Below are 16,232 nucleotides of genomic sequence, written 5' to 3'. Positions count from 1 at the left end.
TTTAATCTCCCGAATCTATATCTTTAGGTTTGCCTTTTTCATCTTTATTAGAAAAACGCCTATTCTCTTGATTTTGTCCTGAAAAACCTCCCCCCGATCCTCCTCCATCATCATGAACAGAAGCAGCTTCGGGTTTTCCTTGCACCCCAAGACGTGATGAAGAAGCAAAAGGTTGCGGAGCACGAAAAATGAGCGGCGGGTCTATAGCTACGTTGCGGTATTGATAAATTAAAGGATCTGGAGGTGCTCCAGGACCCTTGCGCTTTTCTACTTGATCTTTGTATTCAGATAAAGAACGCGGCAAAGGTGCTAACAAAGATATTCCCTGATGCGCAGGGAATAAATACGCAGAACTTATCGTATCGTATCCCGTGAATTCTGCCGAAGCTTCATATTTTGGAGAGGAATTTTCCTCTGGAATAGGGAAAAATACTGCCTCGGTATTGGATAAAGCAGAAAAACTCGCACTTCCATCCTGACTCAAGTTGGGAAGATAATCCTCGGGAACGGGATTCCTAGGAAAACGGTAACGACTTTCACTATGATCTATGGATAAGGAAGAAGCTTCTACAATGTGTCTAGATCGATCTATGGAAGAAAAATCCGTATGCCCTGGATTTTTAGAGATGCCCACAGGAACATGCTCAGATTTATTGTGATAACTCTGTGCAACTGTTCCAGAAAATTTTGGCGGGGGAAAACTTGAGCTGCCCCCAGACCAAGAGGTGGTAAAAGGTACATAAACAGAAGTGGGAACACCTGAAGAAAGTAGGCTTTCCATCATTTTTGCTAAAGCAAGCTGATCCTTTAAAAGATCTTCACGACTTTCTTTCTTCTCAGCTTCTTTAGCTGAAGTCTCTAAAATCCCCGATCCCTCTAAATCTAGGTCTTCGACTCTCCCTGCATCACGACCCGAATCAATAATTTTGGTATTTTTTGAGCCTTCGGCCCTCATATCCGTACTTAAACTACGATTCTCTAGATCTGATAAATCAATCATCCCTTCATTACCCACCGAAGACGCTCTACGTAACAAGGATGAAGTCTCTATATTTGGATCTAATATGGTGCTGATCATCTCTCCGCCCAAACGATTTATTGTCCAAGCGTTCACCGTAGATTCCGTTACTGATGTTCTCGCTGTATGAAATGCTCCGAAAGAAACTACAGCAGAGGTTTCTGCAGCGCTAATATCATCTCTTGGAGCCGACAGTGAAGATAATGATGTAGAGCGTAACGATTCTAGCGAAAGCATAGAAATGTCTGATGAAGAGTCACTTATTCCCGATGCATCAAGGTAAAACCCTTGCATCTCCGGTGAAATGCGGTTCCCTTTCTTACTGACCATCTCCATGTCACTGGGAAGCATAGACCTCCCCTCCCCATCCGCTTCCGCTCTACGAGCAGAAATTCTAGAAGCTCTCGTACCAAAACCAGAAAGGAAACCTTGAACACTCGCACGAACTTTAGAAAAAGCCCCTCTTAATTTTGACTTTGGGGAGAATGAAGCCTGTTCTTGAGCTTTTCGGTACTTACCCTCATTGATCTGCAACTCTGTCTCATAATTCGCACTCGCCCCAGATTGGATGATAGCCTCCTGCTGCTTAACAGAGGCTTCCTTGGTTTCGGAAAAGATAGATTCCTTGGGTCCTGATAACGACTCAGGCTGTTTCCCCATAATGGCAGGATCCCATTTATCAGGGCCTGGAGGAGAAATACTGCTGTTTCCAGAAATTGCCATAATTTGTTCTCAGAATTAAAAAAAAAACACCCATTAGTTATGCTTTAATTTTAAAATAAAAAATAATTAATTCAAAAAAAAGAACTTAGGAAGAAATTAAAAGAAAAAAAACGCAAGGTGGGTAACACCTTGCGAAAAAACCTAAAGAATAAGGAAGAGGGAAAAGAGCGGGTAGATGCAAGAAAGTGCATCGCTATCGTTCCAGACAGGTAATTCTACCAAACTGTCTAGCAATATTCAGATTGTGGAGATCTGAATATTGCTACAGCTTCTGGAGCGCATAAATTAGCCCAGGCCACCCTATCCTTAATCACGGGTTTGTCCCGTTCTGCAAGTTTTTATTAGCTCTTGATATCCAGTCTTATAGTTTTATAGAATACCTTCCAAAATTATTAATATCAGTAAATACGAAACCATCCTGATAGTTAAAAATTAAAACATGATTAGAATCATGAAATTGCTTATCTAATAAGGAATGCACTAAAGTATCATACTCCTCTGCACGATGACGCAACTGCTCTTGATCTTTGGAAATAAGGAACTTGGATTTCTTTTCTTTTAATTTTTTAGGTCTATTCAGAAGCTTCTCTGTCTTTTTCTGAATCACGCGAGACAAATCTCGTCGGTTTCTTTTCTTCTTTGTCCCACTCATAGAAATAATAATTTTCTAATCTTACCTATAAGTTAATTTTAGTTAGAAAAATCTTATTAAACAAATTAATTAAAACTAAAATTAACGAAATATATTAATTAATAAGGCATTCGAGAAACAAATAAGAATAATAAAGAAAATATTAAGAAAATAAAAGCCAACAATTGCAAATCTTGTTATGAATGTTAGTAACCCCCTCTATATCGACTTATGGACCGGTTCATATCTCTTCAGTGTTTATTCCTCGCTATATTGAGTTTTCTTCTATGTCCTCAATATACCCCGCACCTATGCCCCGTTTTCTTTGGTCCCTATCTTGTAGCGAATTTCTATAGACTACCGAAAGAAAAGGTCTTAATCCACGCACTGATTATCGGTCTGTTTTGCGACATAGCTTCCTCTTATCTATTTGGAATTCATGCATTTTTATATGTTATTACCTCCGCTCTTCTTCATAAAATGCATACGATCTTCCTGAAAGATCGGTGGTTATCGATACCGATGATCCATTCGATGTTCGCTTCGGTATTCTCTTGCTTTTCCTATCCGACACTCGCCTTCTTTAACTATAAAATTCTGTGGAACTTCTCCTCTCTTCTATTAGACGTGAAATACGCCTTCACTATCGATTTCCTCTATAGCGGAATAATTTACCTACTACCGTGTACAATAACTCAAGGAATCCTTAAGATGAGAGGCTTCTTAAGGAGTCGCTCATGTTATTAAAAGGTACACCCGTTGCCGAGCGGGTCTTAGAAAAAATCAAACAAGAAATCTCCCATAGTTCGACACCACCAGGCCTCGCTGTAGTACTGATCGGTAATGATCCAGCCTCCGAAGTTTACGTCGGAATGAAGGTGAAAAAAGCTACAGATTTAGGCATGGTATCTAAGGCACATAGATTGCCTTCTGACGCCACCTTAACCGATATTCTTAAACTTATTGAAAGGTTAAATAATGATCCTACGATTCATGGGATCTTAGTACAGATACCTTTACCTAAACATTTAGATAGTCATGCCATTATTCAAGCCATTTCTCCTGAGAAAGATGTCGATGGCCTGCATCCTGTCAATATGGGAAAACTCCTACTAGGACAGCTGGGAGGATTCGCTCCTTGTACCCCTGCAGGAATTATTGAGCTACTCCACTATTATGAAATTCCTCTTCTTGGACGTCATGTTGCCGTTGTGGGGAGAAGCAACATTGTGGGTAAGCCGCTTGCCGCTATGTTAATGCAGAAACATCCTTCGACTAATGCCACGGTAACTTTACTTCATAGCCAATCACAAAACCTTAAAGAAATTTTAAAAACAGCAGATATCATCATTGCTGCTGTCGGCGTTCCCTTATTTATTAAAGAAAGTATGGTCTCTTCTCATGCTGTGATTATCGATGTGGGCACATCACGAGTCGCCACAAATAATGCTAAAGGTTATATACTAGTCGGAGATGTCGATTTTAATAATGTTGTTACCAAATGCAAGGCAATCTCTCCTGTCCCCGGAGGCGTGGGACCAATGACTGTGGCTATGCTAATGAAAAACACATGGGAAAGTTATCAAAAATTCTCCTCATAGTTCTTTTATCTTACGTCGTTCAAGGATGTTCGCCACCTCTCACCTCTTTTGAAGGAGAGAGAATGACCATGTCTTACCGGATTATTGTAGGACAACACTTAACACTCCAGGAGACCGCTGAATTAAAAAATGACATCGATGCGGTCTTTAAGGTAATTGATGCTGTGTATAATAACTGGAATAGCGAGTCAGAACTCTCTAAAATCAACCGCTCTCCTGCCAACGTAGCGATTCCCCTGTCTAACGAATTGTTCGCCTTCTTAAAAGAAATCGATAGATTTCACCGCATATCCGGAGGAAGATTTGATCCCACCCTTGGCCCGCTAAAAAATCTCTGGGTACTGCATCTTAAGCAACACTCTCTTCCTAACGAACACACGTGGAAAGCCTATCACCAACATGTCGGTTGGAAACACATTACTTTAGACTTAACCAACCAAACCATCACCAAAAAACATGCTAATGTCCAACTGGATCTTTGCGGTGCTGTCAAAGGTTTTGCTGTGGATTGTCTACTCGAAACCTGTCTACGTTTTTGTAATAACAACTATGTAGAATGGGGAGGGGAAATCAAAACTTCTGGGAACCACCCTACTGGACGACCTTGGCGTATAGCCTCTTCAGCAACCCCACAAATCCTAGAAATCCATAATGCAGCTGTTGCCACAAGCGGAAACTCCTACCAGCAATGGTCTGTAAATGGTAAAATTTACACACATATTCTAGATCCTCGCACAGGAAAGCCCTTAGAACTACACGACTACCCCATCATATCGGCTACTGTGATTCATCCTAGTTGTGCGTATGCTGATGCCATGGCGACAGTACTAATGACATTTGCAACAAAAAAAGAAGCTTTAGCTTGGGCAGAAGAAAATAATATCCAAGCCTTTATTAACGATAACGCTTCATAGCGGATGCTATTTCTCTTTCTTTCTCTCTTGCAATGATTGTTTGTCGCTTATCATGAGATTTTTTACCACGGCAACAACCCAAACGAACTTTTACATAACCACGAGAAAGAAACATCCCAAGAGGAATAATTGTTACTCCTTTTTGAGCGACCTTCACTTCTAATTTGTGAATCTCGTATCTATGAAGAAGAAGTTTACGCTTTCTTCGTTCCTCATGATTATAGATATTCCCAAAACGGTATGGAGCGATGCTGGCATTCAATAACCACGCCTCACCTTTAGAGATAGCCACATAGGCATCACCAAGATTTCCACCGTGATCACGCAACGACTTGATTTCCGTTCCGGTAAGAACAATCCCAGCTTCTAAAGATTCCAAAACCTCGTAATTATGTAAGGCTTTGCGGTTAGAAACAATTTCCTTACTGGCCATAATTTTACCATTACCCAACCTAGACAGTTGGAGGAAAGTATAGCAAAAAAAACAATTTTCTTTCCTGAACTTCCCCAGTCCCTATCCTAGAAAAATCCTAGCAAATATCTAGAAGACCATAAAATCACTTTATAGTAATATCCTGCTTTATCCCAGGAAGATCTCTCGATGAGGTCCTGAAGGGCTCCCTACCCTCTAGGGGCAAGGTTGGATTTAATGACTTACAGTTGTAGGAAAATATGAAGTTCGTCGTATCCCGAAATGAGTTAGGAAATCTTATAAAAAAAATCCAAAGTGTTGTTCCTCAAAACACGCCTATCCCTGTGCTCACCCACATGCTTATTGAAACATGCAATGACGAGCTTGTTTTCACCGCTACAGACCTTACAGTCAGCACTCGTTGTGTTGCTCAAGCAAAAGTTTACGAATCTGGGGCTATCTCTATTCCTTCTAAAAGATTTTTTCAATTAGTGAAGGAGTTAACAGAGGCTAATCTCGAGATCTCGGCAACTACGGGAGAAATGGCAAAAATTACCTCGGGTTCTTCGTGTTTCCGTTTACTGAGTATGGGAAAAGAGGATTTTCCTATGCTTCCCGACATCCAAAATTCAGTAAGATTTACTCTTCCTGCAGAACAGCTAAAAGAAATGTTACAACGCACATCGTTTGCTGTTTCTCGAGAAGAAAGCCGTTATGTTCTTACAGGGGTTTTATTAACTATTGCTAACGGTACCGCTACTGTAGTTGGTACTGATGGGAAACGTTTAGCCAAAACTGACATTGAAGTCTCTTTAGATAAAAGCTTTACTGGAGATTATATTATCCCTATTAAAGCTGTTGAAGAAATCATTAAGCTCTGTTCTGAAGATTCTGAAGCCTCTATTTTCTTAGACCAGGCAAAAATTGCTGTAGAGTGCGGCAACACACTGCTAATCACAAAATTACTTTCTGGAGAGTTTCCCGACTTTTCTCCTGTGATTTCTACAGAAAGTAGTGTTTTACTAGATCTTCACAGAGAAGAACTTATCACTCTATTAAAACAAGTAGCTCTATTTACTAACGAATCTTCACACTCTGTGAAATTCACCTTTACTCCTGGAGAACTCACCCTAACAGCAAACTGTACAAAAGTGGGCGAGGGTAAAGTGAGCATGGCAGTCAACTATTCTGGAGAATTATTAGAAATCGCTTTCAATCCTTTCTTCTTCCTTGATATTTTGAAACATAGTAAGGATGAGTTAGTTCGACTGGGTATTTCTGACTCTTACAATCCTGGAATTATTACAGATTCTACACGTAGCCTATTCGTTATTATGCCCATGAGATTGCATGATGATTAATGAATATTCTTTCCTTACGCCTTAAGAACTTTAGAAACTATAAAGAAGCTGAGGTTTCTTTATCCCCAAATATAAATTATATTTTTGGAGAAAATGCTCAGGGAAAGACGAATCTTATTGAAGCTCTCTATGTATTATCTCTAGGTAGATCATTCCGCACTTCTCATCTTACAGAGGCCATTTTTTTCGGCTCTTCGTATTTCTTTTTAGAAATGACCTTTGAGAAAGATGGCGTTCCCCATACGCTGTCTACCTATGTAGACAAACACGGGAAAAAAATCTTTTGCGATCAGTCTCCTATAAAAACCCTATCACAATTGATAGGCATGATCCCTATAGTCCTATTTTCCGCAAAAGATCGTTGCTTAATTGCTGGAGCTCCTTCAGATCGGAGATTATTTCTTAACTTACTTTTATCGCAGTGTGATCCACAATATAAACACTCCTTGTCCTATTACCACCGAGCTCTATTACAAAGAAATACCCTACTGAAAACTAAGCAAACCTCTACATTATCTGTTTGGGATGAGCAACTTGCCACTCTAGGATCTTATCTATGCCTGAGTCGCTACACTTGCTGCGCACAACTCAATCAACTCATTCAAACATTATGGAATAATTCTCTATCCGAACGTTTATTTATAAAATTTAAAAGCTCTTTAATTAAACAATGTAAGATTTCGCAAGAAGCTGTTAAAAATGAACTACATAAACAACTCACAGCTTCTCTACATCGTGATTTAGAATTAGGAAATACTTCAGTAGGTCCTCATCGTGAAGACTTTACTTTGATGATCAATGATCTTCCTGTAGCACAATTTTCTAGTGAAGGACAAAAACATAGTCTACTTGCTGTTCTTAAACTTGCAGAGTCTCTATATATAAAAAGCCTACACAACGTATATCCCTTATTCTGTATGGATGACATTCATGCAGGATTAGATAATCAGAGAATCTCGCAGTTATTAGGATTAGCCCCCTCTCTCGGGCAAACCCTAATAACCTCAACAACCCTCCCTCATCAAACATTATCCGAAGCTAATAGGATATTTTCAGTTAATCAAGCACAAATATCTATTCATTCGCATGCGATTATTAAATAGTGATTTTTTTATTAATTAATAATTAATAGCTTGATCATTTTTTAAAATAACTTAATTAAACACGCTGGTTTTTAATAAAAAACTTATTAAAATAATTATATCGGTGTGCAAATGAATAAATTATTATTAATTTTACTATTTTTAATATCTGGAACCTCTATTTTAGCGGATACCTCTATAATTCAAACACTTCCTTCGGGAATTGGTGGAATACAAGAAACATCCCAACAAAAAGAATCCGTAATCTGCGTTCACGCATTTTTAAGATCTTACAGGTCACTAAAACCTATTGGTAATGTCTTAGAAAAAGAAAATTACGACGTGTTTATCTGGAACTATGAAACTCGAAAATTTACAATAGAAAAACATGCCGATCATCTTGTTAAACTGATTATAAAGATTGCAGAGCTCAAGCCAGGAGTCCCTATTAACTTTGTAACGCATTCTATAGGAGGCGTTATTGTTCGCGTAGCCCTGGCAAAACCAGATTGCCCTCAAGAAGCCAAGTGTGGAAAAGCTATACTGATGGCCCCTCCAAATGCCGGGTCGACATTAGCAAGACGCTATAGATCCTTAGCCATTGTACAATTCATTTTTGGAGGTAAATTAGGAAGACAGTTACTCACCTACTGTCCAAGAAAAATGCTTAATGTCGGTAAGCTCCCTTCAACTGTAGACGTTCTTATACTGAGTGGAAATAAACGCAGTAAGTTTCTGCCTTTCCGTTTAGAATGCGAAAATGACGGAAAAGTGTGCACTGTGGAGACCCGCTTAGATACTCCACATAAAGGTTATGTAATTAACACCAACCACACCTATATCATCACAAATAAGAAATCTATTTTCCTCATGAGAGAGTTTCTAAAACACGGAAGCAAAACTGCAGCTATAGAACAAGTTCCAGAGGAAATAGAACTCCAAGTAAAGGAAGATAAACAAAAAAGCTCTAGGTTGAATACAAACAAAAACAAAGATATTTATATTATCCATTGTTTTGGTTCTCATCCTTATAACCTTTATGGATTTCCTAAAATCTGGAAACCTAACTCACTGCAAAAAAGCGAAACAAATCCTGAAACGTTAGAAAAATAAAGAAGGCTATTAATAATAAAGAAAATGGTATTAACATCCTCTCAATAAGTTTCATACTCAAACGCCGTCTTGTGATCATCTCCCATAGGCAAAGTACAATATAGCCGCCATCTAATACAGGAATTGGAAGGAGATTCAAAACAGCTAGATTGATACTTACTAGCCCTATCCAAAACAAAGCTTCTGCTATTCCTAGCGACCACCCCTTATGTAACATATGAACAATCCCCACAGGTCCTGATAACCATTGAGGATTCAGCCGGCCTACAACTAATGCTTTCATAGTACGCAGACTATCCTTAGCAATATGCGCAATTAAGACATCCGGTCTAGGATTATACTTCACAGTCATATCCCTTAAAGGAATCCCTAAAGATAACCTTTGTTTTTCTATTTCTATTCTATCGAGATAGTACCGCTGCTGATCTTGATTTTTGAATCTCTTCGCCATTTCACGACGCTTATTCAAAAGATCGTCGGAATAAATGCTCACCCAAGGCTTAGGATGCACGGGAGGCAATAACCGATATTGTCCTGATTCGCGTACTTCTTGAGTACTCCCTATAGAATGAATAATCGCTAATAAATCTTGAGCATTGTAGGAATGAATAAATCGCTTATCAGCAAGGGAGGAATCCACATCCTCTAATTGCTCAGGAGTCATTTTCTGAACAATAATCGATACCTTATGATTCTGAACTAAACGTAAAATGTCCGTGCTTCCACTAACGGGAGTACCGTCTATCGCAATAATTCGATCCCCCAATTCCAGTTTTTCTTCCATAGAAGGAAATGGAGACTCTGGATCGATCGGTTGTAATTCCCCTTCTACATAGCCGTAGCTATTAATCACATACGGTAAAGTATATAAAGAAGACCATTTCCCCTTAATCCCAGCCTCATACTGATTATCGATAAGTTCATTCCTGACATAAGGAGAAAGGTACAGTGTACTCACTAATATTCTCGGAATACGTACCGAAAATTCCTTATTGTGACGAGAAACCTTAACAAAAGCATAAGCCTCATTCAGTATCTGTGAAACCTGCATTGGAGAAAACAGGATTTGCCCATCCATCCACACTAAGCGATCACCTGGAAGTATATTCGCTGAATACAGAGGAGATTCCTTGGAAATCGGCTCCTGATGACGGTATAAAAGATAGCTAGCTCCTGCTAGAGGAATACCATTTTTATTAACATCGAATTCTGTATTGAAGGCAAAATCACTAGAAGTTTCCGAAAGATATCCAGGGTGCACTCCCGTAAATGACAAACGCCCGTCTAATAAAGCGGAAGTAATTGCATCTTTATCTGAGTAATAAGGCTTACCATTACACGTAAGGATCTCGTCGCCAAGAGCCAAACCTTTCTCTTTTAAAATAGGATTTACCCAGCCCACAATACGAGAATACTCAGAGTATGCTTTACTTCTTCCTCCAGAAATATATAAGGCACCAAAAGCTACAAAAGCTAACAAAACATTAGCTATAGGACCAGCAGCAAGAACGAAGATTCTTTTCCATGGAGATTTACTGAAAAAACCTTGAGGTATGTCATAAACGGAATCAGGGTCTACATCTACACCTTTTTCTCTCTTGTCCATGCCTTTAATTCGGACATATCCCCCAAATGGGAAAATACCTATACGATACTCTATATTGCCAATCTTCTTTTTATATAAAGTTGGACCAAAACCAATACTAAAACTCTCCACAGCCATGCCTACAGACTTGGCTGCCAGTAAATGACCCAATTCATGAACCAATACTAAAACCCCCAAAGCAAGGGCTGCAAGAATGAAATATATTATTGTCATATACGTACCAGGTTATATCTCTTGAGCAAGAGCTCGAGCTTCTTTATCAACAGAAAAGACATCATCTAACGAGGTGCACGAAGAAACTCTATGATTTTTCATAAGTCGTGTTAACTTATCTAGAATATCGCACCAAGCAATTTCTTTTTTCAAAAATCTTTGAACTAAGATCTCGTTAGCAGCGTTAAAAAATGGTCCTGAGGATCCTTTATCTTGTAATACTTGTCTCGCCAAAGCAATGCTTGGGAAACGCTCCTCATCTATAGGAAAAAATTCTAATATTTGTTTGATAGAAAAATCCATTCCTTTATGAGGTGCTGGACAGCGTTTCGGGGTTGTTAATACGTGTTGTATGGGGAAAAGCATACTCGGCGGATTCATCACAGAAAGCACCGTTCCGTCTTCAAACTCTACCATACCATGAATTAAACTTTGAGGATGAATTACAGCATCTATCTCTGCATGTTCTAATCCAAATAACCAATACGCCTCGATTATTTCTAAGCCTTTATTTACCAATGTTGAAGAATCTACGGTAATCTTAGCTCCCATATTCCATATGGGATGCTTCAATACATCCTGAATAGTCACACGAGTTAATTCTTCTTTAGATTTGTATAATAAAGGACCTCCAGAAGCTGTTAAAAACAACTTTCTTACTTCCGAGGTGTCTCTGCCTTCCAAACATTGATATAAAGCATTATGCTCACTATCTATTGGCAAAATCTTAGTTTGATACTGCTGAGCAAGTCCATTAATTAATTCTCCGGCAGAAACTAAAACTTCTTTATTTGCTAATGCTAGGGTTTTCCCTGACCTCATAGCGGCAATAATTGCAGGTAAAGCGACTATCCCCGAAGATGCAGCAACAATCGTGTCTATTTCGTTAGCTGTAGCAGCAGCGAGCAATCCTTCCTCACAAAGAAATGCCTGAACCTTAGGGAACTCCTTGCGAATTTCAAAATATAGCTGTTCATCGTATACAGAAACTATAGAAGGAGAAAACTCTCGAATTTGTTCAAAAAATAGATCTCTCTTATTACCGTATGAAGCAAGAGCAACCACATTGAATAAATGAGGAAGCGAGCGAATGATTGCCAAAGCTTGCTGTCCCACACTTCCCGTGGATCCAAAAATAGCTAAATGTTTCAAATAGTAACCTTAACAAATTAAAAAATCATAACTCTTAGGTTAGAGAGTTGTCAATTCTGTATTCTTACTATCTTCTGAATAAAACTTTTTATAAGCCAGCTTCTTGCCATAATGAAATAAACAAACGACGACATAGAAAGCCATTAGTATAAAAACTGAAATACCAGAAGTTGACAATCCTACACCGTAAGATGTTAAAATTGCTCGAGAACAAGCAGGAGCCAATACTGCTGTCACAGCTCCAAAAATCAAAGACCACAAAAGCATTCCACGTACGGAAACAACAAACACTTTGGCTATGAGCCCTGGAATTAATAAAAATGCTAAAGCCATCAAAACGCCAACAGCTTTAAATGCTCCTACCAAACTCGCTGACAATTGCAAAATAATCACATAGTCTATGATTTTCACAGGAATCCCTAAAGAAAAGGAGAATACAGAATCAAAAGAAACACAAACAAAACTACGAAATCCAATCAAAGAAACAATCAGATTAATGCACAGGATAGTATATACAGGGAAAATATCACCTCGAGTTAAAGAATCTGCATTACCTAAAATAAGTTCTGTGCCTATGTGAGCATTACGTGTTAGAAATACTAAAAGAAGCAAACTCATGGAAAACAACAAAGAAAATACCAAAGCGGTACTTGCTTCTTCTGAAACACGAAAAATATTTCTTATAAAATAAATAAGAAAACCTGTAAGCAAAGCAGTTGAAACTGAAGCTAGCGTAAGAGTTCCTAACGACAATTCCGTTAACTGGTGAGTAAATAAACATATACTCACAAGTCCAAATAATACTGTATGAGAAACAGCATTGGCATACATCGCCATCTTCTTCAGAACCAAAAAGGTACCTACAAATGCTCCTGAAAGAGCAATTGCTAAAAATATGATCACCTGAATGTCATCTATAAATAAATGGCCCCGAAATAGTTCTCCAGAGAAAGCTCTTGAAAAAAAGACCTTAAGAAATTGCACAAAAGATACCCCATGATATGGGGAAAACGCGCCTATCATAGTTCCTCCATAGTCTGCGGTTTTTCTGGAATTAACTTATTGTGGGGATCATAATGAGGGTTATCCAACATTTGTGTAATGGCATAATCCAATTCATCTGTGAGGACATGCTCCATTTCTTCCGCAAACCCATGCACCTCTTCTTCTTTAAATTCTAAAGAACGCACAAGATAGCATTCCCACAATCTGTGAGCTCGCACTAACTTTTTGGCTCTACTCTTTCCCTTCTCGCTAAGACTCCAACGATAGTCTTGACGCTTTACCAAACCCTGACATTCAAGCAACCAAATTCTCAACCTAGGAAAAGGCTTGGGGCCAAAATATTCTTGGTATTTGTGAGAACAAACAAAATCCCGCGCCCCCACTTCTGGAATCTGATCTTCTAAAAAGTACCAAAATACTTTGAGTAAATGCTCTTGGTTCTTTGAAAATGAAAAGCATTTTCTACGTATATATCGAGTGACCCACCCCGATTTAGGCGAGAAGATTAAACAAAGCAAAGTTAAACATCCTGATATCACAACAACAAGAGGGCCTGTAGGGAAAGTAATCACACCTCTATGTCCTGAAGCATAGCAAGTGAAAGCTACCGAAATGTAACTTCCAAGAGCACCGCATATCCCTCCAAATAAACAAGAAAGAAGAAAAATAATATTTAATCTATCCGACAATTGATGAGCTGCTAGAGGAGGCGCTACGAACATGGAAGAAATCAATATGATACCCACCGAACGCACACCGCTTACAATAACTAAAGTAATGAATATGAGAATCACACTTCCAGAAACACGCGTACTTAAACCACAAGTAGAGGCGTAATCTTTGTCAAAAATGGTCACGATAATCTGACGATACCACCACCATAACGTCGTTATGGATAGAACAAAAACAAAAGCAGCGAGTTTAGCTTCTACATAACCTAAAGTCGCTGCCTGACCATATAAATAAGCATTAATACGATTATATAACAAAGGACAGCAATCTTTCACGTAGCTTGTCAAAATCACGCCTAGGCCAAAAAAAACAACAAGCACAAAACATAAAGAAGCATCTTTATGGACTCTCAGAGTTTTTTCTAAAAATACTATAATCCCATAACCAGAAATAGCTGCAAGACAACCAAAAATAACCACTAACAGTATAGAGTCCGTAAAAAAAGAGACTTTGCAACTTAATAAAGCCCCTAAAAGTAATCCTGGATAAGAAGCATGAGAAAGACTCTCACCTAAAAGAGGCTGCCTACCTATAAGTAGAAGCGTCCCCCATAAAGCCGTTGTCATGCAAATTAAAGTAACCGCTAAAAAGCTGGATAAAAAAATAGAGTCAATAAAAATGCAATTGAGCATCTAATACGTTCCCTCTTGCTTCCCTCTAGATAATTTAAGAGTGCGATCCAATAGTTCTAACTCACAACCATAAGCTTGAAAAATGTTTTTATTAGTTAAACATTCTTCAACCGGTCCGGAACAAATAAGATGTTTATTCAACAATATGATATGGTCGAATAATTGACGTACATGGCTAAGATCATGGTGAACGACCACAACCGTACGTCCTTGCTCTTGCAGCTCCCGCAGAACATCTACCACGGTCTGATACGAAGCCATGTCGATAGCAGAAAATAATTCATCCATAAGATAAAGATCTGCTTTTTGCATAAGAGCCCGAGCTAAGAACGCTCGCTGCTGCTGACCTCCTGAAAGCTTCCCTATTTGCCGATTTGCTAAATCAGATAAACCTACCCTCTCTAAAATACTGTATGCTTCCTTACGGTCATCCGCTGTAATTCTTCCCCACATGCCTTTGTACCCATAGCACCCCATAAGCACGAGATCTAGAACTGTCATGGGAAAATCCCAATCCACACTTGCTCTTTGAGGCATATAAGCAACACGTTGATGTACTTTTTTAAACTTATTCCCAAAAAATAAAGTATGACCGGTGGAAGGACGAATCAATCCAAGAGAAGATTTTAAAAGCGTACTCTTCCCAGCACCATTGGGTCCTAAAACTGCCGTCAATGTTCCCTTCCTTAATAGGAAGGAAACATGACATAAAACATCTGAATGATCATAGTTCACACATAGGTTATGAACTGACCAAGCAATTTCATGTTGTCTACTCAAGAAACTGTTCCTCCTAGCTCTTCAGTAATTGTGCAAACATTGTGCTTAAAAGTATCCAAGTAATTATGTTCAACATTATCACTATACAAAGGACGACTCGCCAATCGGATGTTATATCCCTTCTTCAAACACGAAGCAATTTTTTTCAGTGCGTCTTGATTTAAGGTATCTTCAGGGAACATCACGGTAACATTATGCTCATAAATGTAATCTACAACGAGCATAATATCCCGAATGCTAATTTGAGCTTCAGGAGATATACCTTCAGGAGAAATACATCTCTTACTCCAAACATTGTTCGCAACTTCTTCTGGTGTCGCTAAGTAACGCCTTGTGAAATAGCTGAATGCATTATGACCAGAAACTAAATATCTTGATTCTTCAGGCACTGTCAATAAACAACGCTTAGCCCAAGCATCTAGCTCTAACATTTCTTCTACCAACTCTTTAGAATTGGAAGTAAACTCTTGTTCATACTCGGGGAATTCACTAATTAAAGCCCTAGTCACCTCTTTAGCTCCCTCTACCCAAATGCTCATATCTGTCCAAATATGGGGATCATACAAACCATCTTCTTCTAAAGGAACGAATACTCCTCTAGATACTAAGCGCGATCCAATATTCACCGCCTTAGGATTTCCTTCCAGATGTTTGCGTAGGCTTGCTGTATGTTCTAATCCAAGGCCATTACAGAAAATAAGCCGGCTCATAGCCATTTTATCCTCGTCACCTTTAACCATCTCATATGCATGGGGGTCTATTGATCCATCGATTAAAACAATGGGGCAAAGCTTATCTCCTACAATTCTAGCCACGCAATCATGTATCATCCGATTCATAGACAGTACATAAATTTTATTATCATCATTTCGTACCTTAGAAGAAGAGCATCCAGAAACAATAAAAACTAAAACTAGGCAGATTAACAGTTTTACTCTTTTGATCATACGTGCCAACAACATATCCCTCCTTTTCGGAAGATTATTTTCAGAAATTTAATAAAGTCAGAACAATGAAAATCATAAGATATATAAAATGCAGAAAAAAATCTCGCTATTTATTTAGAACAATCTGAAGAATTAATAAGAGGAACAACGAAAAGAAATCAGAAAAACGCTTCTTCTCTTCTTACGGAGGTTTTATAAAAGAAATAAAATATGTTTCATGAGAATGAAAAGGCTTTTAATTATAGGAAGTAAATGTTACAGCTAAAGACTTCTTGTCCTTATGATTGTTTCTTTTAAAGTTATTTATGAA

15 protein-coding genes are annotated in these 16,232 nt (G+C 38.5%); 6 read left to right on the top strand and 9 right to left on the bottom strand.

What is annotated here, in order from left to right; translation table 11 throughout:
- Nucleotide 1 precedes the first annotated feature (1 nt).
- Nucleotides 2-1,741 carry a hypothetical protein gene (locus CHAB577_RS02340; RefSeq protein WP_011097070.1) on the bottom strand — a complete coding sequence of 580 codons (1,740 nt, stop codon included), beginning with the start codon at nt 1,739-1,741 and terminating at the stop codon, nt 2-4.
- A gap of 361 nt (nt 1,742-2,102) precedes the next feature.
- Nucleotides 2,103-2,393 carry a late transcription unit protein LtuB gene (gene ltuB, locus CHAB577_RS02335; protein ID WP_006344082.1) on the bottom strand — a complete coding sequence of 97 codons (291 nt, stop codon included), beginning with the start codon at nt 2,391-2,393 and terminating at the stop codon, nt 2,103-2,105.
- Between the two features lie 210 nt (nt 2,394-2,603).
- Between ltuB and mreD the strand changes: the two genes are divergently transcribed.
- From mreD to CHAB577_RS02320, 3 genes are read left to right on the top strand one after another with little or no spacing between them, the layout of a single operon-like run.
- Nucleotides 2,604-3,119, top strand: a complete 516-nt coding sequence (gene mreD / locus CHAB577_RS02330) for a rod shape-determining protein MreD (RefSeq protein WP_011097069.1) — start codon at nt 2,604-2,606, stop codon at nt 3,117-3,119.
- Nucleotides 3,110-3,973, top strand: coding sequence for a bifunctional methylenetetrahydrofolate dehydrogenase/methenyltetrahydrofolate cyclohydrolase FolD (gene folD / locus CHAB577_RS02325; RefSeq protein WP_011097068.1), 864 nt, complete (start codon nt 3,110-3,112; stop codon nt 3,971-3,973). The genes mreD and folD overlap by 10 nt, the downstream gene beginning before the upstream one ends.
- The gene (locus CHAB577_RS02320) at nt 3,943-4,887 is read left to right on the top strand and encodes an FAD:protein FMN transferase (RefSeq protein ID WP_006344079.1); all 945 of its coding nucleotides are present in this window, start codon (nt 3,943-3,945) and stop codon (nt 4,885-4,887) included. Before folD ends, CHAB577_RS02320 begins: the two co-directional genes overlap by 31 nt.
- On the opposite strand, the gene smpB is transcribed toward CHAB577_RS02320, so the two are convergent.
- Nucleotides 4,868-5,320, bottom strand: a complete 453-nt coding sequence (smpB, locus tag CHAB577_RS02315) for an SsrA-binding protein SmpB (protein WP_011097067.1) — start codon at nt 5,318-5,320, stop codon at nt 4,868-4,870. The genes CHAB577_RS02320 and smpB overlap by 20 nt on opposite strands.
- Before the next feature lie 239 nt (nt 5,321-5,559).
- Between smpB and dnaN the strand changes: the two genes are divergently transcribed.
- From dnaN to CHAB577_RS02300, 3 genes are all read left to right on the top strand, one after another.
- Nucleotides 5,560-6,660 carry a DNA polymerase III subunit beta gene (gene dnaN, locus CHAB577_RS02310; RefSeq protein ID WP_011097066.1) on the top strand — a complete coding sequence of 367 codons (1,101 nt, stop codon included), beginning with the start codon at nt 5,560-5,562 and terminating at the stop codon, nt 6,658-6,660.
- Nucleotides 6,660-7,763: a DNA replication/repair protein RecF gene (gene recF, locus CHAB577_RS02305; protein ID WP_011097065.1), complete on the top strand. Its 1,104-nt coding sequence runs from the start codon at nt 6,660-6,662 to the stop codon at nt 7,761-7,763. Before dnaN ends, recF begins: the two co-directional genes overlap by 1 nt.
- A 111-nt stretch (nt 7,764-7,874) precedes the next feature.
- Complete coding sequence (locus CHAB577_RS02300; protein WP_041461328.1) at nt 7,875-8,855, top strand: esterase/lipase family protein; 981 nt, start codon at nt 7,875-7,877, stop codon at nt 8,853-8,855.
- Here CHAB577_RS02300 and CHAB577_RS02295 read toward each other — a convergent pair.
- From CHAB577_RS02295 to CHAB577_RS02270, 6 genes are read right to left on the bottom strand one after another with little or no spacing between them, the layout of a single operon-like run.
- A complete protein-coding gene (locus CHAB577_RS02295) occupies nt 8,806-10,674 on the bottom strand; it encodes a site-2 protease family protein (RefSeq protein ID WP_006344075.1) in 1,869 nt (622 codons plus the stop codon). The two genes, CHAB577_RS02300 and CHAB577_RS02295, sit on opposite strands and share 50 nt — an antisense overlap.
- Before the next feature lie 12 nt (nt 10,675-10,686).
- Nucleotides 10,687-11,826, bottom strand: coding sequence for a 1-deoxy-D-xylulose-5-phosphate reductoisomerase (dxr, locus tag CHAB577_RS02290; protein WP_011097063.1), 1,140 nt, complete (start codon nt 11,824-11,826; stop codon nt 10,687-10,689).
- A gap of 39 nt (nt 11,827-11,865) precedes the next feature.
- A complete protein-coding gene (locus CHAB577_RS02285) occupies nt 11,866-12,849 on the bottom strand; it encodes a metal ABC transporter permease (RefSeq protein WP_006344073.1) in 984 nt (327 codons plus the stop codon).
- Nucleotides 12,846-14,195 (bottom strand): metal ABC transporter permease, encoded by a 1,350-nt coding sequence (locus tag CHAB577_RS02280; protein WP_011097062.1) that lies wholly within the window; start codon nt 14,193-14,195, stop codon nt 12,846-12,848. The genes CHAB577_RS02285 and CHAB577_RS02280 overlap by 4 nt, the downstream gene beginning before the upstream one ends.
- Nucleotides 14,196-14,975: a metal ABC transporter ATP-binding protein gene (locus CHAB577_RS02275; protein ID WP_011097061.1), complete on the bottom strand. Its 780-nt coding sequence runs from the start codon at nt 14,973-14,975 to the stop codon at nt 14,196-14,198.
- Nucleotides 14,972-15,937 carry a metal ABC transporter solute-binding protein, Zn/Mn family gene (locus tag CHAB577_RS02270; protein WP_011097060.1) on the bottom strand — a complete coding sequence of 322 codons (966 nt, stop codon included), beginning with the start codon at nt 15,935-15,937 and terminating at the stop codon, nt 14,972-14,974. The genes CHAB577_RS02275 and CHAB577_RS02270 overlap by 4 nt, the downstream gene beginning before the upstream one ends.
- Nucleotides 15,938-16,232 lie beyond the last annotated feature (295 nt).

Origin of the sequence: Chlamydia abortus, from assembly GCF_002895085.1 — a bacterium.
GTDB lineage: Bacteria > Chlamydiota > Chlamydiia > Chlamydiales > Chlamydiaceae > Chlamydia > Chlamydia abortus.
This window is presented reverse-complemented; position numbering and strand designations above follow the sequence as displayed.